Source organism: Herminiimonas glaciei (assembly GCF_042664955.1).
GTDB classification, from domain to species: Bacteria; Pseudomonadota; Gammaproteobacteria; order Burkholderiales; family Burkholderiaceae_D; genus Oxalicibacterium; species Oxalicibacterium glaciei.
The window spans coordinates 1,117,989-1,137,124 of sequence record NZ_JBHTBU010000002.1 but is presented as its reverse complement, the minus strand read 5'-3'; the positions used below and the strand labels follow the sequence as shown (position 1 = coordinate 1,137,124).

Here is a 19,136-nt window from a genome sequence, read left to right as displayed (position 1 = left end):
AATCGCAACAAATTATTCAATTATTGCCACTAGGACACTGTGTAGCGTTTAGAATCTACCGATATCTAAAATTAAGGGAACACCATGGCGTCGAACTTCACCGAGATTGCATCTTTTACCTGGTCAGTTGCTGACCTACTCCGTGGAGACTACAAGCAATCCGATTACGGAAAAGTGATTTTGCCCTTCACCCTGCTGCGACGCATGGATTGTGTGCTGGAAGCGACCAAGCCTGCCGTACTCAAAGAAGTCGAAGCCAGAAAAGATCAAGGCATCGACCTCAAGACCTTCCTGACCAAGAAAGCTGCGCAGTCTTTCTACAACACCTCACCATTCGACTTCGCCAAGCTGCAAGGCGACCCCTCTCACATCAAAGCCAACCTGATCGCTTACGTCAATGCGTTCTCGGACAATGCTCGTGACATTTTTGAGCGCTACGATTTTTTCAAGCAGATCGAAAAGCTCGACGACAACAATCTACTGTTTTTGGTCGTTCAGAAGTTTGCAGCGATTGATCTACACCCCGACAAAGTCACCAACGCTGATATGGGGCTGGTGTTTGAGGATCTGATCCGCCGCTTCGCTGAACTGTCCAATGAAACGGCTGGTGAACACTACACGCCAAGGGAAGTAATCCGGCTTATGGTGGACTTGCTGTTTACAACCGATGACGAAGCACTGACCAAGCCTGGCATTGTGCGCTCTATATACGATCCAACAGCGGGGACTGGCGGCATGTTATCCATCGCAGGGGAGCATTTGCACAGCCTGAATCCCAAGGCTCGCATGGTCATGTACGGTCAAGAGCTCAACGATGAGTCGTATGCGATCTGTAAGGCAGACATGCTCATCAAAGGCCAAGAAGTCAGCAATATCATCATGGGCAACACGCTCTCGGATGATGGCCATGCCGGTAAAGACTTTGACTACATGCTATCGAATCCCCCGTTTGGCGTTGAGTGGAAAAAAGTCGAGAAAGACATACGCAAAGAACACGAACAAAAAGGCCACGCCGGTCGCTTTGGTCCGGGCTTGCCTCGAGTCTCCGATGGTAGCTTGCTGTTCTTGATGCACTTACTATCGAAGATGCGGCCCTACAACAAGGCCAAGGACGAAGGTGGTTCCCGCATCGGGATTGTGTTGAATGGTTCACCACTGTTCACGGGCGGAGCTGGATCTGGGGAGTCTGAAATCCGGCGCTGGGTGATAGAAAACGATTGGCTGGAAGCGATTGTGGCCCTGCCTACCGATATGTTTTACAACACCGGCATCGCTACCTACATCTGGATGCTGACCAACAAAAAATCGGATGCTCGCAAGGGTAAAGTGCAACTGATCAACGGAGCAGAGTATTACCGCAAGATGCGCAAATCCCTCGGCAATAAGCGGAAGGAACTGGGCCAGGACAACATTGAACGTATCGTGGACTTACATGGACGCTTTGAAGAATTACGCCATGTAAAAGTGATCGATGCGCAGGGCAACGTCATTAGCGATGAAATAGCCTCCGCAACCCATAAACTTCCGACAGCTCCAGAAGGCGGCAAGGTCGAGACTTTCATGGTTTCACGTATCTTCGACAATACCGACTTCGGCTACAGCACCATTACCATTGAGCGTCCGCTAAAAAATGAACAGGGCGAAATCGAGACCGACAAGAAGGGGCAGCCTAAGTCAGACGCCAAGCTGCGGGATACTGAAAACGTACCGCTAAAAGACGATATCGAAGCGTACTTTAAACGTGAAGTACTGCCACACGTACCAGACGCATGGATCGATCATGCTAAGACCAAGATTGGTTATGAAATTCCGTTTAATCGCTTCTTTTATCAGTACACACCACCACGGTCGCTCGAGACGATTGATGGTGAGTTGAAAACTGTGACCGATGAAATTTTAGCGTTACTGCAAGAGGTGACGGCGTGAAGTTTAAGCCTTATCCGAAGTACAAGGCGTCTGGCGTGGAGTGGCTGGGTGATGTGCCTCACGCTTGGGAAATTGTTCCTTTCAAGCGAGAAATTGAACGGAATGACGGTGGGGCTTGGGGGGATGAGCCAGATGCTGAAACAGGCACCTTAACAGTCGTACTACGCTCAACTGAGCAAACTGCAGATGGTCAATGGAATATCAATGATCCAGCGATGCGTAAGCTATCAAATACTGAACTTGCAGGGTCGCTACTTGCGGAGGGAGATCTAGTTGTAACGAAATCTAGTGGAAGCTCACTGCACATCGGAAAAACAACTCTCGTTAGTGCTGACGTAGCAAAGCTGGGGTGTTGCTATTCAAATTTTATGCAACGAATCCGATTGCGGCGATCTTCGGTTCCAAAGTTTGTTTGGTACGTTATGAACAACGACATATCTCGTAGTCAATTTGACTTGCTCTCAAATTCAACCACAGGCCTTGCGAATCTAAACAGCACTATGATTGGCGAGTTGAAATTATCAATTCCGCCAGTTGAAGAACAATCCACCATCGCCACCTTCCTCGACCTTGAAACCGCCAAGATCGACACGCTCATCGCCAAACAAGAGAAGCTAATCGACCTGTTGAAAGAAAAGCGGCAAGCGGTGATTTCTCATGCGGTGACGAAGGGACTAGATCCGACTGTTCCAATGAAGCCTAGTGGCGTGGAGTGGTTGGGTGATGTGCCGGAGCATTGGATTCATCGGCGTATTCGCTTCTGCGCTTCACTCAATCCATCAAAGTCGGAAATTTCTCATCTGGCAAGAAATTATGAAGTGTCATTTCTACCAATGGAAGCGATTGGCGATGACGGAAAGCTTCGCCTGGATATTACCAAAGCTATTTCAGACGTTGAGTATGGATACACTTATTTCCGTAACGGCGATATCACGATCGCAAAAATTACCCCCTGCTATGAAAATGGTAAAGGCGGTTTTATGGATGGATTAACAAACGGGATTGGCTTCGGCACCACAGAGTTAATTGTCGTTCGCCCAAATTCCCAAACTAATGGACTATTTCTGAAGTGGCTATTCGAATCGAAGTTATTTAGAAAAATTGGAGAAGGATATATGTATGGTGCAGGCGGTCAGAAGCGAGTGCCTGATGACTTTGTTCGCAATTTCGCAATTTCGTGGCCACCACTGACCGAACAACAAGAAATCGTCGCCTACCTCGATAAAGTCACGGCAAAAATCGACATCCTGATCGCCAAAGCACAGCAGGCCATCGCTCTACAAAAAGAACACCGCACCGCTTTAATCTCTGCCGCAGTGACAGGCAAGATAGACGTAAGAAATATTGCCTGCAAAGCCGTTGATAAGAGAAGTACACAAAAATTTAATAAGGTACAACATGCCAATATATGAAATCACCCAAGATGATTTGACTCCGCTTACTGAGACCAGCTTTGATGTAGAAGGAATTTACGAGCGAAAAGATCTTCAACGACATTTAAAACAGAATATTGGTGTTCTCTCAAATGATTTGATGGTGATTTCTGAAGAGTATGGTGAATGGCTTGATAGTAAGCGCCGCATAGATTTGCTTTGCATAGACAGAGAGGCCAACATTGTCGTCGTTGAAATAAAGCGTACTGACGATGGCGGGCATATGGAGTTGCAAGCAATTCGCTACGCAGCCATGTTGTCCACGCTAACCTTCAAACAGCTGATCGATGCACATGCCTCCTATATAGCACCGTCTGGCCATACATATGAGCAAGCAGAAGCAGCCATATTTTCGTTTCTAAGGTGGGACGAAGCAAATGAAGATGCATTTGCCAATGATATTCGCATCATTCTGGCTGCTGCAAATTTCTCTAAAGAGGTAACGATGTCTGTCATGTGGCTGAATCAACATGACATCGATATCCGCTGCATCCGTCTTAAGCCATATCGGCTCCCTGATAAACGATTGCTACTTGACGTACAACAGATCATCCCTCTTCCGGAAGTATCAGATTTCCAGACTCAAATACGAGCAAAAGAGCATGCAGGGCGTGAACATCGAGCTGAGCGTTATGACATTCGTTACCAATTTTGGGCTGACTTACTCAATTTTGCCAAAACAAAAACTGATCTGCATGCGGGACGGAGTGCTGGAAGGTATGGCTGGATAGGTGGGAGCACAGGTATAGCAGGGCTAGGTTTGATCTATGCAACACGTGGCACCGATTCCCAAGTTGAGTTGTATATTGACTTCGGTGACGAAGATAAGAACTTAATGGTTTATCGTCATTTCGAGCAGAATGCTACGGCGATCAACGCTAATTTTGGTGGCGAGCTGGATTGGCAGGATCTTCCTGATAGTCGTGGCTGTCGTATTCGCCACTTGGTACCTGGTGGCTGGAAGTCGCCCAAAGAGGAATGGCCCTTAATTCACGAGACGCTTGTGAATGCCATGATCAATCTCGACAAAGCATTTCGCCCTTTCTTCTCTTCTATCCCGGTATGAGCTAATGAACTCACCACACAAAGAAATCCACTTCGAATCTGACATCGTCGCTCACCTGACATCGCACGGCTGGCTAGTAGGCGATCCGGCAAAGTATGACCGTGAGCTGGCGCTGTACCCTGAAGATGTGATCGGCTGGATACAAGACACGCAGCCTAAGGCATGGGACAAGCTGAAAGCAACTCACAATGGCGCATCAGAAAAGACATTGCTGTCCCGCTTGGCGCAGGTGTTGGATAAGGAAGGTTCGCTGGCGGTGCTACGTCAAGGTTTTAAGGATTTGTCGGCCAAGTTTGATATGTGCCAGTTCCGACCCGCCCAAGCCATCAATCCTGAAATTCTGGATCGTTACAACAAGGTGCGCTGCCGGGTGGTGCGTCAAGTTCGTTACAGCCTGTCGAACGAAAATTCCATCGATCTCGTTTTTTTCATCAACGGTATTCCCGTCGCAACTGCTGAACTCAAAACCGATTTCACGCAAACGATAGACGACGCCAAGAATCAATATCGTTACGACCGCAATCCCAAAGACCCTTCCAGTAAGCGTGAAGAGCCGTTGCTGGCATTCAAGCGTCGTGCCTTGGTCCACTTTGCGGTATCGACCGATGAAGTGTGGATGGCAACTGAACTGAAAGGAAAGGATACCTTTTTCCTGCCATTCAACCTCGGCAATAACGGTGGCGCAGGCAATCCGGCCAACCCCTCCGGTTATCGCACCGCCTATTGGTGGGAACGAGCACTGGACCGTGACGCCTGGTTGAACATTGTCGGTCGATTTGTGCATCTGTCCAAGGAAGAGAAGAAAACTGCTGAGGGGAAAAAAGAGATCAAGGAAAAATTGATCTTCCCTCGCTACCACCAGTGGGAAGTGGTTAACCAACTGCTGGCCACCGTCAAAGTAGAAAAGGCCGGCCAGAAGTATCTGATCCAGCACTCCGCTGGGTCTGGCAAAACCAATTCGATTGCCTGGCTCGCACATCAACTATCAAATCTGCATGACGATACCGACAGCAAGATATTTTCATCGGTGATTGTGATTACGGACCGAACCATTCTGGATCAGCAATTGCAGGATGCGATTTATCAGTTCGAGCATAAGCAAGGCGTGGTCTGTCGTGTCACCAATGAGGGCGTGAAATCGGCTCAACTGGCACAGGCATTAAAGGATAACGTACCGATCATTATCGTCACGATTCAAACATTTCCGTTCGTCCTGGAAGCGATCCAGAAGGAAACCTCGCTCAAGAATCGCACCTACGCCATCATCGCTGACGAAGCGCATTCGTCACAGACCGGGGCCGCTGCCAAGAATCTGAAGAAAGTATTGACTGCTGAACAGATCGAAGAAGGCGAAGAGATTAGCAATGAAGATTTGCTGATTGCGGAAATGGCAGCACGGCCACAGCCAAATTCACTCAGTTACTTTGCCTTTACGGCCACACCGAAGAGCAAGACGCTTGAACTGTTCGGGCGCTTGCCAGATCCGACGTTGCCTGCTTCGGACAGCAATCTGCCACAAGCATTCCATGTGTACTCGATGCGTCAGGCAATCGAAGAAGGCTTCATTCTCGATGTGCTGCTGAATTACACCCCATACAAACTGGCGTTTAAGCTGGCGCATAACGGCAAAGATTACGACAACGATACCGTAGATCAAAGCGATGCCATGAAGTCGCTGATGCGTTGGGTAAGGCTCCATCCGTACAACATCTCGCAAAAAGTCCAAATCGTCGTCGAGCATTTTCGCACTAACGTTGCGTGGCGATTGAAGGCACAGGCCAAAGCAATGGTAGTCACGAGCTCTCGCAAGGAAGCAGTCCGCTACAAGTTAGCCATCGACAAGTACATCAAGACCCAGGGATATAAAGATCTAGCAACGCTGGTAGCATTTTCAGGCGAAGTTTCGGACAGTGAAAGTGGCCCTGACGAATTTACTGAACAGAATATGAACGTCGGCCTAAAAGGTCGGGATCTGCGGGAAGCATTTGATACCGACGAGTTCCAGATTCTGCTGGTGGCGAACAAGTATCAGACTGGCTTCGATCAACCCAAATTGGTATCGATGTATGTCGATAAAAAACTGGCCGGTGTCGCTGCAGTGCAGACGCTATCCAGACTTAACCGAACGATGCCTGGTAAAGACCAGACGTTCGTCATCGATTTCGTCAACGACCCAGAAGAAATCAGGGCAGCGTTTCAGCCATATTTCGAGACTGCTGAACTGGCCGGTGTGTCTGACGCCAACCTGATCCATGACCTGCAAAGTAAACTCGATGGCGCACGCATCTACACTCCCGAGGAAGTGGAAGGGCTTGTTGCAGCCTATTTCAAGGGCCGTCAAGGCGATATGCAAGCGTGGGTGACGCCTGCGGTAGATCGATATCGTGTGCAGTTCAGGGAGGCGATAGAAGCCGAGGATAAGGAAGCGGTCGATGCGATGCAAATCTTTCGCAAGGATGTCGGCGGTTTTATCCGGGCTTACGACTTTCTGTCGCAAATTGTAGATTTCGGCGATACCGATCTAGAAAAGCGTTCAATCTTTTTCAAACACTTGTTGCCTTGGTTGAAAGATGAGCGCAGTCATGAGCAAGTTGACCTATCGGCAGTCAAACTGACGCACTACAAGCTAAGTGATACTGGTAAGCATGCGATCAAGCTTGGACAGGATCTGGAAGACTACAAGCTGAAACCCATCACTGATCTTGGCTCCGGAAAAGCGCACGACCCTGAATCCGCCATGCTGGCTGAGATTATCCAGAAGATGAATGACCTCTTTGAAGGTGACCTGACCGACAACGATTTACTGGCGTTAGCGAATCATGTCGGGGGACTCATGATGGAAAGCGAAATGTTGGCAGAGCAAGCTGCTGCGAATACTAAGGAGCAGTTTGGTGCCAGCCCTGACTATAAAAATGTCATGATCGATTCTGTTGCAGATGGTCTCGATAAATATCAAGAGATGGCGAAACAGGTACTGAACAGCCCTCGAGTTCAGGATGGACTGTCGGAGATTTTGCTCGAGTTGGTATATGCGGGCTTTGCGAAAAAGCGTGATGGTGAATCTGGCGTACAGAAGTAAAAAATCAAAAAAGAATAATTAAAGAATATGAAAATAAGATTCATTGGCGCTGCGGATAATCACGTTACAGGCTCTTGTACTCACTTTTCATTCGAGAGAAAAAATGTTCAATTTTTAGTTGATTGTGGCCTTTACCAGGGCGAGGCCCATGCCTCTTTAAAAAATGAAAGCCCGTTTCCATTCAATCCAGCGGATATTAAATTTGTACTTCTGACGCATGCGCACATCGATCATTGCGGGTTGATTCCAAAACTATACAGAGATGGATTTATAGGCTCCGTCTTCTGCACAACCGCCACAGCAGAGTTTGCAAAGCTATCCTTGATGGACGGGCTCAATTTTGCTGGGGGACTTTACTCTGAAAGTGACGTCAAAAAGATCAAGTTTAACTGCGTCGATCAACGTGCTGATTTTGGCTTGTCACGATTCATTCCCATCGATGACGATCTGTTTGCAGCCTTTACTCGTTCAGCGCACATCCTTGGTGCGGTATCGATAAAACTATCATGGCGACGTGATGATGAGTCGAGGGGCAGCATCGTTATGAGCGGCGATTTGGGCAACAATACTAAAGAAAATCCTTACCAGCCGCTGCTGGCAGGCAGGCAAGAACCATTTGGAACGCCGGACTATATGGTTGTCGAATCAACCTATGGCAATCGAAATAGAGACACGGATTACTCTAACTATGATCATCGGTTATCAGCACTGTCTTCTTTAGTAAAGGAAGCCGCTCTAAATCGCAAAAAAATATTAATCCCAGCATTTTCACTTCAGCGAACCCAGGAAATTTTATTTGATTTGATTTGTATTTTTAGATCAAGCAATAGCATTGGCTTGCCATCAGAAAAACAGATTCTTCCATTACGTGTTATTGAAGAGTGCATTACTCAAGGTTGGTGGCCTGAGCATGTAAATGCACGCATTGAACAAGCCTTAAACCTCGCATCAGAAGAAGAACAAAAAATATGGAAAAGTGCTGCGATTGAATGCTCGCCGAACAACGTCGAAGAGGATTCTCTTCGGTTCACTTTCCCCACTGATGCCAAAGTTTCTTTTGATGACTTCCGTCGACTTTTAATGGGATACACAAACCCGTTGAAGTTGAAACTTTTAGTCGACTCGCCTTTAACATTGAAAATGACGGGAATTTTTTCTGCCGAACTTAATAGGCGTCAGAAAAAAAATCCAGATGAAACGCTGTATCGCAATAGAAAAATGGCCGAAAGATTGGAAGCTACTTCTGAAGATGAAGTTGACGACATACTGAAAACAATTTTCCCGCAAAGCATCGGATTAGAAAATGCTGTTACTGAAAACATCTCGGTCGGCAATCACAAGTTAATTTATTACAAAGCGCCACCCAGCAAGCCTAGGGACACCAAGAAACCAGTCAGCGTAGCGGCCAAGAAAGTTGCTCCGCAATCAGGTGACATAACGATCTCGGGCAGCGGCATGTGCGCCGGTGGACGTATCGTAGAGCACCTTCGCCATTTTTTAAGCAGCGAAAAATCCATAATACTGATAACAGGCTACATGGATCCAGGCACACTCGGTGGACAATTAGCGGAGCTGGGGCAATGCTTAGAGACTGGAACGCCGCCGTCGTTTACTGAGCTGAGGAATGAGCAATTTAGCATCCCTTTAAAAGACGTTAAAGCAACAATCATCAATTTCGGAAGTTATTACTCCGGACATACGGACCAAGCGGGCCTTTTAGAATTTATCTTCACGAACAACAAAGCGGCAGGCCCAGATGAGACAGAGAAATCTACGACTGTGTTCATTAATCATGGCCATAGAGAAGCCAGATTAGGGTTACAACAAGCAATTGAAGGGCACGTCCGACTAGATGGGCAGAGGCTAATTAAAGAGGTACAACTGGCATGTTCAGACAAATGGTACGACCTTGATGCGCATGCATGGATCGAACCCGAGCCGCCTGAAGAAGCGATGTCTTCAAAAATGTTGAATGATTTGCTGCAAGAACAGAAAAAAACTAATGACCTGCTGGAAAAACTACTGCACGTGATGGAACAATTCTCAAGTACCGCTCGGTAATCGACAATGATTGGCGTATTACATCCTTCGAAGGAATGATAAACATGACGAAATTAGAAGCGAAGTCGCCGATTGATTCGACCAAATCTGAGGGTCTTTACCAAAATATTACCCTAAACGATATCCAACTTGCTGGAGCCTATTACCCGATTCTCATTGAGCTTGCGAGACATAAGCACTGCTTGACCTACGGGGAGTTGGTGCAAAAGGTAAAGGAGCTTCATCCTGATAACGATGTCGTAAAAAATGCGATTCCTACTTCTGCCGGACGTAAGCTCGACGTAGTTCGTATTTTTACAAAGGAAAGAAACCTTCCGGATGTAACGGCACTAATCATCAATAAAGCCGAAGGCGAGTGTGGGAGCTTTTACACCGACCATTTTGATCCTGTGAAGACGCGGGAGGAAGTATTTGCCTTCGCTTGGGATGATGTTTCTGTTGAATTCGACTTGTTTGTCTCGAAGGTGACTGTGAGCGCCACTCCAAGAAAGCAACGCAAAGAAAGCGAAGCTGCGGAACTGTTGTACGCCTATTACAAAGAGAATCGATCGAAATTACCAACATCCATCAATAAAAAAAGGGATTTTATTATGGCGCTCTTAATTGAAGGTTTTTCACCTGACGAAGCTTTTTTGCAAGTCAATTCGTAGCAGAATTTTTAATAACTAAACCAATTCCAGCCTGCAGTTAAAACAAAGGATACGCCGAGTGACCGCCTGCAAAAAAACAGAACCTCCATACATACACACATTGATTGGTCCCGAAAACAAACAAGGCGGACTGCTGATCTGCGGTATCAATCATGGGTATACCATCGAAGACGAACGCAAAGATAATGCTGGAATTGATCGTTCCGACGAACACAAGTCATTTTTTTCTGACATCGAAGTTAATGATTACCCGTTTAGAAATCGTATTGCGACTAGCTTCGAACTATGGGGTCACAAATTGCATTCAGATAAGCAATTCGCTGGTATGTTTGAAAAATCTCTGATTCAGACGAACTGGCTCAACACGGTATCCAGGGATTTCAGAAATGCTGACTGTCGAAAAACTTGCATTGAGGATCACAGTGATTTCATCGAAGTCTGCACCCTGCTTCGACCAAAGTTGATTTTCTTTTTTGGAAGCGGATTACTCCCAGCGTTTACTTCCAACGAACTCAAAGAAAAAATCAATCCTATTTTCGGCGAGAAAATCGAAGAGACAAAGTGGTTACAAAAAGATGTCGTTTTCGAAGGAACGAAGCGGCGACGTTTTAAATTTGGATTTCAAAAATATGAAGGAGCAATGATTGTCTCGTGCCCACACGCCACAGGATCGCAGGGATTAGCGAACGATTACATTGCCGCTTTTAAACCAGAGATGTCGCAAATTATTAGTGACTGGTGGCAAGCGCACGAAAAGAAACTGCCTGATAGTATCTAAGTTAGGCTTCGATCTTAAGTCGAAATATTAAAGGGATATAAATGGCGAACAGAATCGAACTTCCGAACAATTGGGTATGCACAGGGACAGAACTAAAACCAAAGTCCGGAGCATCGTCGTCGAATACTTGGGTGCTGGACGGCAAAGATATCAAACCAAAGTCAGGGGCATCTTCATCCAATACATGGGTATGGGATAGTAAAGAGTTGAAACCAAAATCCAGCGCAAGCTCTTCAAATACATGGGTCGTTGATGGCAACAAGGTAAAACCGAAATCAGGTGCCAGCTCTTCAAATACTTATGACGCCACCAACGCTGCTATTTTAGTAATTGCTGGGCAGTTAGTACTACGACTTTGGTAAAAAAAATAACCAAAGTTTCGAGATTTTTTTATCAACGGCCAGTTTTTTGAAATTAGTAGCGACCACTTTCAATGTAGTGGCGTTGCGAGCGCTGAATTGCGGCGAAGCTGCCTATGTTGCTTTCTTTCCCTATCTATATATAGAGAAACAGGAACCCGCCAATCCCGCAACAAATGTTGAAGATCTGGCGGATTCCGAACCCACAGGATACTGATATTTTTTCCGATCAGCCAACCAGTCTCGCTGGAATCGCTACAAAACTCCTGCAGGAATTTGTTAACAGCACTTCAGGCTCATCGCTCTGCCATTGAGAACGATTCCCCAAAGTACATGAACTATGCTGGTAGTAGACACAGCGACGACACTGTTCAACTCGAACCATCGCACCGCCCACCCAAAACTCCTCGCCACCGTAAGGTAGTATCGTGCATCCATCCGGCAAACGCTTGAGCGCTCTCGCTTTAATTTCAAGATTGCGTGCCATCAAATCAAAATTCCATTCCGGCATCACAGGTTTACTGGGATCTATTCTCGACCGTCCATCGCCGCCCTTTGTTTTTTGAAATCGCACACCAATCGTTGCAAGAAATTCCGCAGCGATTGCAAATTCTTTACAAGCTAATTCAAACCGTTTCGCCTGACCAGCTTTGGTTCTAATCTGCTGCCCAATCTCGTCCAGTTCAACTAACTTTTTATTCCATTGCGTAAAATTAAAGTCATTGTCTGCAAGAGCGATTATTGCAGCTCGTAACCCCTTATTGTTTCTCATACGTTTGGCGAATTCGTATCCATCAATTTTATTGGCCTTCAAATTTTTTAACTCAGCCAACAGAGGAATAATTTTCAGCGTCTTTTCAGCAGCCACAGTATTCCAGCAAGGGAAACGTGCTGGATCGAACTGCTCAGATATAAACGGCATGGCTTCCGCAAATAAACGCTTTAACCTGATTGGGCGCACTCGGTCAATTCCTGCAGGCTCACCAGTCTCACACAACACCATCAGCAGACCCTTTTCCTCCGTTTCTATTTCTCGTTCTGTGCGATCACCAACAGATTTCCCTGCCGTTTTACGATCTTCATACAATTGATCGAGGCGGTGGAAAATCAATGGAGCGACTTCGTTATCGTATCTGCGAGCCTGTGATACAACATCACCTTTGTATGACGCCTTAGCAACAGCCTTCGCATCTTTATAGGCTTCCGCATCATCCTTGGTAGCGCTCAGATGTTCGTCCCAATGATCGGCAATACGATAATTCTGGAATGCATCATCTGAAATGAGCTGCCCTAGCGACTTAGCTGTATTTTTTTCAAGGTCACGCAACCCGCAGTAGGTCATACGATCCACAGTGAAGTGCATGTCCAAAAGGCCATCAAGACTAGCTTCTTCACGGTAATTTAATTCAATTTGCGACTTCAGCTTCCCTTCAAGTTGCGGCGAAATCATGATGGGTGCAACATCGTACCCACGAATATACAAACGAACTTCGCATACAGTCTCACCCCGATTTGCTCGATTCAAGGTTTGAATAATTTGCGTGGTGTCAGCTTCGATGTGATCAAAATACGCCCACAAATATTCTGGCTCAAACGCAAAGTTCATCCCGAGTGCGAACAAAGGGCTTGAGATCAAAATAGGTAACGTACCAACACGAGCCAGCTCAATTTCAGCTTGCGTAGATTCTGGTCGGCTTACGACATAGGCGTCGTCTTCCAGGCCATGCTGGGACAACAAAATCTCAAAACGACGCATTTTCGTTTCCGGAACCATGATCACAGTGCGGGGAATACCACCCTCTTGCGCTTTCAATTCGCCACATTTCCTGAAAAGAGCAACTACGTCGCCAGCAAAATCAGATAGATCGCAAATGATTAACGGGTTTTCCTTCACCGGCAAAAATTCGTAAACAGTAAAATTATCTGCGTCTAGCCCGCCAACTTTTGCCCCCACTACTTCGGTCAATTTCTTTTGCTGTAATGGGGTAATCGTCGCTGTAAGAAACAATATTTTTGCAGCACGTCCGATTGCGTTTTCAAATTGCTCTAGAAATTTTCCATTTCGCATCGACTCATCAAGCCCAGCATGAATTTCGTCCAGCACCAACTCATACTGAACCATGTCTCGTTCAGCAGCCTTCACAAATCGTGGCAATGATTTATATGTAGTGACGTAGACACCATTGACTAGCTGTTCTCCTCGGTAATCTTGGTAGTGGCTGGCACTGACCCCGTCACCTCGAAGATCACCCATCGTCTGACTGCCCAGTGCAATCGTCGGCGCAGCATAGATAATGATCTTGTTCCGATTGACAAGAGCGTACTGCCCGAATGCGTATGTTTTACCGCTGCCTGTGGGAGCCAGAATCAACGATGCTTTGGCACGGGCGAAAGAAACCAATGGGGGTAGATACCCTTGTTCACCAAGCTGCAATGTGTGACACGGCACTTCTGTAAACCAAGATAATGTATCTCGCACGTGTTCATACGCACCAAGCGAAAGCTCCTTCAAGTGTAATGTTGCGCCGTCACCAAAGCGGAATGCAAGCTGAGGTTTTGTTTTGACTACGCACCAACTTCCTGGCGTTCCTTCGTCAGCAAAGTAAAGCCGAATAGCGTTACCGTCTTGGCCATAAAATTCTGCACGCAAAAATTCTCGCCCCGTTCTGGCAGTTGCATCAGGATTGGTAAAATGCATAGAGACAGCTACCCCACCGTTTGCCAATTTGGTGACTGAGCGAACCTTAATCAGTCCACATTCTCTACACCAATCTTCACGCAGCAAGCGGTGCTTCTGGGCGACAATCCGCTCGATATCTGACCTGAATGCAGGTATAACAACAGCGTCACTATATTTCTGCACCAGCCCCTGCCTGCCTGTTGCGTTAAGTGTGCAAGTGACCCCCGCTTCGATAATCGGAAGACCGACATAGTGAGGCTGCACAGCTGTCTTTATTACGGATAAGTCCACGCCGTACCGAATCATCGGCACACTGCCTTTGTTTCTTACTTTGTCGTAAAACCCCGTGTCAATGCAATAGTCTTGCAAGTACGCAGCAAGCAAATTGCCGGGTATCGGACTATCCAACCAAAAAAACACGTGTGCATTCAGGCCCGTTTTGTTCTTATATGCAATGCCGTCGGCTGCTACGATGCCAGCGCTTGAGCTGTGCTGAAAAAAGTAACTGGCGCTGCGGAATTCTGGCGGGAGCTTGGTAACACAATATTCGATCGCATCTCGCCCTGTAGGATTCATTCCTAACGGTAACGGGAGATTATCGAAATCAATCATCACCCACTGACAACCAGCGGGGGCTTCTTGAAAATTTTCGGTGTTTCTTGACGCTACCCTGTGTAATTCAGGCTTCGCCAAACCTCGAATGAGAATTGCATCTCTGCTGGCGCTAAGCGTCGCAATCAATGCTCCCAAGGTATGGATATCAGAGATTGGATGCTGGCAATGGTAAAAAGAGGATGCGTTACCGTATGCGTCACACACCACAGCACCAGACTCGTCAAGCCTATAACGCTTTACGGTGACGTGACTGCGATCAAACGGATTTAATACTGTTACTGCCTGTGCCCGCTGTGATGACGCAAGGCTTATTGGTGTTACTAAATTCATATCAAGCTTCCAGGCCGCAGGGAACTTGATTTACCAAAACGGCGAATGCAAAAGTCCCTTTGAGCCAATAAATGGTTCAAAAATAGACTTAGCACACCGAATCGCAGGAAGTTGCTTCCCGCTAAGAAGAGGTGCGGTTCGAGGTTGCCCTCTTGCCAAGTTCGCCCAGAAAACCTGAACATATTCCTTCGATCTCGTTACCGAGAGCGGTGTCGCACCCTATTACCTTCGGGGTATCGCAACACTTGACGACGCTGGAAGCCAGCAACGTAAATTCAGTACAATCTCAATTAAAGCAAAATTGAAGTGGTATTACAATCTGAAAAATTGTGACATGCCGACTGATTTTTGATGCGAAAAGCTAGACCATCAATATTCATTGGCAATCCGTAAAATTGACGTTAAAAAAAGAAAAAACTACCTGTCGTTCCGACACAACGCTTAAGCAAGCTCGATCAGATCGGACCTCAGACTCAGCTCCCATCAACTGAACGCCGCATAAAAAAAGATGGTTCGCTCGTTCACTATCCGACTACGTCTCGAATTCATTTACGCCGACAAACGTGCGGGCCAGTATGAAGTATCCGAACATCTTGCCGCAGTACAGCAGTCTTCCTGTTGAACAAAGGGTGAGGTTATCGTATGCTAGCTACAGGATCGGGCCAAAATCCTGTCCAAATTCTGTCCAAGTGCGTTGAACAAAATTCATGAATTTAGCGAAATTTTGATTTGTAATTCCCAATGTCAAATCCGCTTGAAACATAAGCGTAGCAACGGTTTCAAGACGAAGCCCTGACCGCCGTGCAAATCGGTTTGTTGACGATTTACGATATGTGCAAGGCGGTAGACCGGGGGATGGTGATGTCAGACATCCGCGTGGAAGAAAAGCATGGTGGAAAGTCCGGGAGCTGGTCGACTATAGACGGTAATTTGAGCGCTATCTAAATCGTCCCGTTTAATCAGGGCAGGTGCCAGGTTTGGACTTGTCCTTCTTCTCCACTACATCCTTGTTTTCATCAAGATCATTTAGTTTCAGTTTCGCAAACCGGTTACCTGCGGCAAAACTGGCAACGAAAGCCTTCCTGGCCGCCGCCATGCAGCTAAGACGCTCCAGAATCAAACCACGCGTATAGTAGGCAGAAGCATTCGCCGGACCAAGCAACAAGACCTGGTCAAGATCGGACAATGCTGCCGTATATTTATCCAGCGCATAATAAGCACGGGCGCGGCTATAGTAAGCCTGCCCAACCTTGGGGTTCAATTGCAGTGTGCGCGAAAAATCGGCGATCGCGTCCTCATATTTCTTTTCACGCATATACGCCAGGCCACGATTATAGAAAATGCGATCGCTGCCCACCAAAGTCGGCGATGCCAGCTTGGCAGCCGCATCCTTCCATACATTCGCTTCACTAGAAAGACTGGTCAAACGATCCATGGCCAGCATGAAGAAAACCACAAATACGGGAATCGCTCCCAATATCAACCAGCGTCGCGGTATGCGTGCACACACCGCGGCCAACATCATCATGTAACCCGGCGCCCAGAGATAACTACGATATAAAACGAATGGTTCCTGAAAACGCACCGCAGCCAGTTCCGTCATAAACAAGAACCACGAATATAAAAAGCCGCAGCAAAAAAGTGCGAGCCAACCCTTCTTGCGCAAAAAATAAAGTGCGATGACAGGCGATGCAAAAAAAAGGAAAGCCTTGGGGTATACCCACCAGGACGACCAGATATGCGCAAAATCAAAACGCATATCGGCAGACAGAAACCGTACATCCGGCACGATCCAGAATGCCAGGTAATCGAAAAAGAAACCCGCTTGCAGGACAATGCTGGTCCACCACTGACTCTGAACTTGTTCCACCACTGCCATTTCCTGCATTTTGGGCAGGATAGTTGCAATATCCGGCTCATAACTACTTGCCACAATATGTATGGTGGAGAACAGTACTGTCAGCGCGGCTGGAGAACAAAGCAGCAAAAACAAAGCCATACGCTTGAATTTTGCCTGCCAGCCTCCGTCATATAAGACTGCCAGGGGCAAGATCGCGGCAGGCAGCATGATTGCATGCTCTTTGGAGAGCACCGCCAGTGAGTAAAACAAGGCGGCCGTAATGACATCTACGGTGCGATTTTCCGCAAAGGAACGGCGGTAAAACCAAACAGCAAGCAGGCAGAAAAATGTCGCGAAAAGGCCGCTTCGTTGTGCCAGATACCCAACGCCGTATACAGCAATAGGATGGATTGCAAAGCTGATTGCGACGATTGCGCTGACTAAGCTAGCTTGCGAACGTATAAGCGTGGTTGAATTGCGAGCAATACTGGTAAGCAAACTGCGTAACAACGCAAACAGCAAGCTTGCACACGAGATATGGAGTAGCAGGCTAAAAATGCGATTCGCCGCAAGGTCTTCAGTCAGGACCTGGATAAATCCAAGGGTAAAGTAAGGAAAAGTCCGCGATTTGAAATCAAATGGATTTTGCGCAAATTCATAGACTCTTAATGAAGCAAACAAGCCATGATCGTCAAAAATAATCCCGGAATCAAAAAACTGGCCGTACAAAAGAAAACTCAATAGAACAATAAATAGAATGGACACAGCACTTGCAAGTCGATCACTATTTATCATTCTCAATAACATATTTTCAAACGTGAATATTTTTTTATTTATAGAGTGAAAATAAAAAAGGGCTCACATAGGAGCCCTTTTTAACTTTTGCCAAATGATTACATTAGCAACCTGTTGTTGGACCAAAAACTTTATTCATGATTGCAGCAGCTTTTGCATCACCCAATGTGGCACTGCACTTTGTGGTCCAGGTAACGAGGGTCTCGGTTGCGGCAGGTACAAAAATGACACTTTTAGTATTGTATGCATCACCGATACCCTTCATGGTCGCAGTAATCTCACCCGTGGTAGAAACAGAAATAGCAGATACTTCAGTCGTTTCTCCCGGAGCAGCGGTCAAGCCTAAAGTTGCCCAAGGATCAAGCCCCATATTAGCATCACCATTGACCTGCTTGTACTCAGCAACTGCCAGCTTAAGCGACTCAACCGTTGGGATAATTTTCGCCAACTTCGCACGTGTCACATAATCTTGATACTGTGGAATTGCCACTGCTGCCAAAATACCGATAATCGCTACAACGATCATCAATTCGATCAGCGTAAAACCGCTTTGTGCTTTCTTCATCATTTTCATCGATTTCATCTTTTTCTCCTGGTTTGGGAATACAGGTAGCTTTTCCACCCTGTCACCCATACAGCAATCGCTGTGCCACCCCAAATTCAGCCAAACATTGTGAAATTGTTACGATTATTTAACGAAAAGTAACAATTTTGGTTCTGCCTGCGCCAATTTTTGTCACATCCGGCTAAAAAATTTGTCTTGCGGCAGTGCAGCGAGACCTCAACACAGCTTTTTACGCGTCGTTGAGGAACACGATATCGGTACCCGCCAGGTGGATTTGATCGCCGTTGTTCAAGGGCCGGGTCAAGGTGCCTATCGATGCGCCATTGACGACCGGATAGTCGTCACCTTCGACATGGGTCAGGCTGTAACCCTGCGGGCTGCTGGCAAACACGGCGACATGCCGGCCTGGCCGGCCTATGGTCGTCAGGGCCTTGTTCAGCGTGACTTCCTTGCCCGCGCCGGCGCCGTTGAGGATTTTGATTACTGCATTTGTCGTCATGGTTGTTTCAAATGGATCTTGATACCTGGGTTCGGTAATTTGCTGGATATTACCCAGATCTTCCGGCAAGGACTCGTTAACGGAAACGACTGCAACGGAATCCGGCATATCGACAGTCGCACAGTACCGGATGGTGTGCGTCGCCAATGCGATCACATCGCTATCCTGTAACAAATGCTTGCTTACTGGCTGACCGTTGAGCTGGCTCCCATTGGTACTGCCCAGGTCTTCAAAATAGCAGCCGACCGGATGCGCAATGATGACCGCATGTTCGGCACTAATCCCCGCCGCATCTATGACGATGTCGTTGAAGGCGCGCCGCCCTATGCTGGTACGCTCTTTCAGCAAGGAGAATTCCTGCAGGGTGATACCGTCTTTCGCCAAAATAATCGTGGGCATTACTATTCCAACATCCTTTCTACCTTCTTTACATATCCTGTAAATGCATCACATCCATTGA

General features: G+C 46.9%; 12 protein-coding genes and 1 pseudogene. 9 read left to right on the top strand and 4 right to left on the bottom strand.

The annotated features are described in order from the left end of the window. The first annotated feature begins 84 nt into the window (after positions 1-84). The 8 genes from ACFQPC_RS16280 to ACFQPC_RS16245 are packed head-to-tail and all read left to right on the top strand — an operon-like array spanning position 85 to position 11,355. Positions 85-1,926 (top strand): type I restriction-modification system subunit M, encoded by a 1,842-nt coding sequence (locus ACFQPC_RS16280; protein WP_382272885.1) that lies wholly within the window; start codon positions 85-87, stop codon positions 1,924-1,926. Next, positions 1,923-3,338: a restriction endonuclease subunit S gene (locus ACFQPC_RS16275; protein ID WP_382272884.1), complete on the top strand. Its 1,416-nt coding sequence runs from the start codon at positions 1,923-1,925 to the stop codon at positions 3,336-3,338. The genes ACFQPC_RS16280 and ACFQPC_RS16275 overlap by 4 nt, the downstream gene beginning before the upstream one ends. Continuing rightward, on the top strand, positions 3,325-4,425 hold the full coding sequence (locus ACFQPC_RS16270; RefSeq protein WP_382272883.1) for a DUF4268 domain-containing protein: 1,101 nt from the start codon (positions 3,325-3,327) through the stop codon (positions 4,423-4,425). Before ACFQPC_RS16275 ends, ACFQPC_RS16270 begins: the two co-directional genes overlap by 14 nt. A gap of 4 nt (positions 4,426-4,429) precedes the next feature. Beyond that, complete coding sequence (locus ACFQPC_RS16265) at positions 4,430-7,504, top strand: type I restriction endonuclease subunit R (protein WP_382272882.1); 3,075 nt, start codon at positions 4,430-4,432, stop codon at positions 7,502-7,504. Between the two features lie 27 nt (positions 7,505-7,531). Beyond that, positions 7,532-9,565: an MBL fold metallo-hydrolase gene (locus ACFQPC_RS16260; protein WP_382272881.1), complete on the top strand. Its 2,034-nt coding sequence runs from the start codon at positions 7,532-7,534 to the stop codon at positions 9,563-9,565. Between the two features lie 44 nt (positions 9,566-9,609). After that, the gene (locus tag ACFQPC_RS16255; protein ID WP_382272880.1) at positions 9,610-10,215 is read left to right on the top strand and encodes a hypothetical protein; all 606 of its coding nucleotides are present in this window, start codon (positions 9,610-9,612) and stop codon (positions 10,213-10,215) included. 58 nt (positions 10,216-10,273) lie between these two features. Next, positions 10,274-10,993 (top strand): hypothetical protein, encoded by a 720-nt coding sequence (locus tag ACFQPC_RS16250; protein WP_382272879.1) that lies wholly within the window; start codon positions 10,274-10,276, stop codon positions 10,991-10,993. Positions 10,994-11,034: 41 nt separating this feature from the next. After that, positions 11,035-11,355 carry a hypothetical protein gene (locus tag ACFQPC_RS16245; protein ID WP_382272878.1) on the top strand — a complete coding sequence of 107 codons (321 nt, stop codon included), beginning with the start codon at positions 11,035-11,037 and terminating at the stop codon, positions 11,353-11,355. A 226-nt stretch (positions 11,356-11,581) separates the two neighbouring features. Here the strand turns inward: ACFQPC_RS16245 and ACFQPC_RS16240 are convergent, their stop codons facing one another. Beyond that, positions 11,582-14,977 (bottom strand): DEAD/DEAH box helicase family protein, encoded by a 3,396-nt coding sequence (locus ACFQPC_RS16240; RefSeq protein ID WP_382272877.1) that lies wholly within the window; start codon positions 14,975-14,977, stop codon positions 11,582-11,584. 786 nt (positions 14,978-15,763) lie between these two features. On the opposite strand from ACFQPC_RS16240, the pseudogene ACFQPC_RS16235 reads away from it, so the two are divergent. Next, a pseudogene (locus tag ACFQPC_RS16235) lies at positions 15,764-15,922 on the top strand (cyclic pyranopterin monophosphate synthase MoaC); the annotation flags it as partial. A 10-nt stretch (positions 15,923-15,932) separates the two neighbouring features. Here ACFQPC_RS16235 and ACFQPC_RS16230 read toward each other — a convergent pair. The 3 genes from ACFQPC_RS16230 to ACFQPC_RS16220 all read right to left on the bottom strand — a co-directional run bounded on the left by ACFQPC_RS16230 (position 15,933) and on the right by ACFQPC_RS16220 (position 19,075). Beyond that, on the bottom strand, positions 15,933-17,582 hold the full coding sequence (locus ACFQPC_RS16230) for a tetratricopeptide repeat protein (RefSeq protein WP_382272876.1): 1,650 nt from the start codon (positions 17,580-17,582) through the stop codon (positions 15,933-15,935). Positions 17,583-17,715: 133 nt separating this feature from the next. Beyond that, positions 17,716-18,195, bottom strand: coding sequence for a pilin (locus ACFQPC_RS16225; protein ID WP_382272875.1), 480 nt, complete (start codon positions 18,193-18,195; stop codon positions 17,716-17,718). Positions 18,196-18,406: 211 nt separating this feature from the next. Beyond that, the gene (locus tag ACFQPC_RS16220; RefSeq protein ID WP_382272874.1) at positions 18,407-19,075 is read right to left on the bottom strand and encodes an FHA domain-containing protein; all 669 of its coding nucleotides are present in this window, start codon (positions 19,073-19,075) and stop codon (positions 18,407-18,409) included. Positions 19,076-19,136 lie beyond the last annotated feature (61 nt).

Excerpts from the sequence above, each read along its gene's own strand:
- ACFQPC_RS16280 (WP_382272885.1), top strand. The coding sequence starts at position 85 with ATGGCGTCGAACTTCACCGAGATTGCATCTTTTACCTGGTCAGTTGCT.
- ACFQPC_RS16270 (WP_382272883.1), top strand. The coding sequence starts at position 3,325 with ATGCCAATATATGAAATCACCCAAGATGATTTGACTCCGCTTACTGAG.
- ACFQPC_RS16265 (WP_382272882.1), top strand. The coding sequence starts at position 4,430 with ATGAACTCACCACACAAAGAAATCCACTTCGAATCTGACATCGTCGCT.
- ACFQPC_RS16260 (WP_382272881.1), top strand. The coding sequence starts at position 7,532 with ATGAAAATAAGATTCATTGGCGCTGCGGATAATCACGTTACAGGCTCT.
- ACFQPC_RS16255 (WP_382272880.1), top strand. The coding sequence starts at position 9,610 with ATGACGAAATTAGAAGCGAAGTCGCCGATTGATTCGACCAAATCTGAG.
- ACFQPC_RS16245 (WP_382272878.1), top strand. The coding sequence starts at position 11,035 with ATGGCGAACAGAATCGAACTTCCGAACAATTGGGTATGCACAGGGACA.
- ACFQPC_RS16240 (WP_382272877.1), bottom strand. The coding sequence starts at position 14,977 with ATGAATTTAGTAACACCAATAAGCCTTGCGTCATCACAGCGGGCACAG.
- ACFQPC_RS16225 (WP_382272875.1), bottom strand. The coding sequence starts at position 18,195 with ATGAAATCGATGAAAATGATGAAGAAAGCACAAAGCGGTTTTACGCTG.
- ACFQPC_RS16220 (WP_382272874.1), bottom strand. The coding sequence starts at position 19,075 with ATGCCCACGATTATTTTGGCGAAAGACGGTATCACCCTGCAGGAATTC.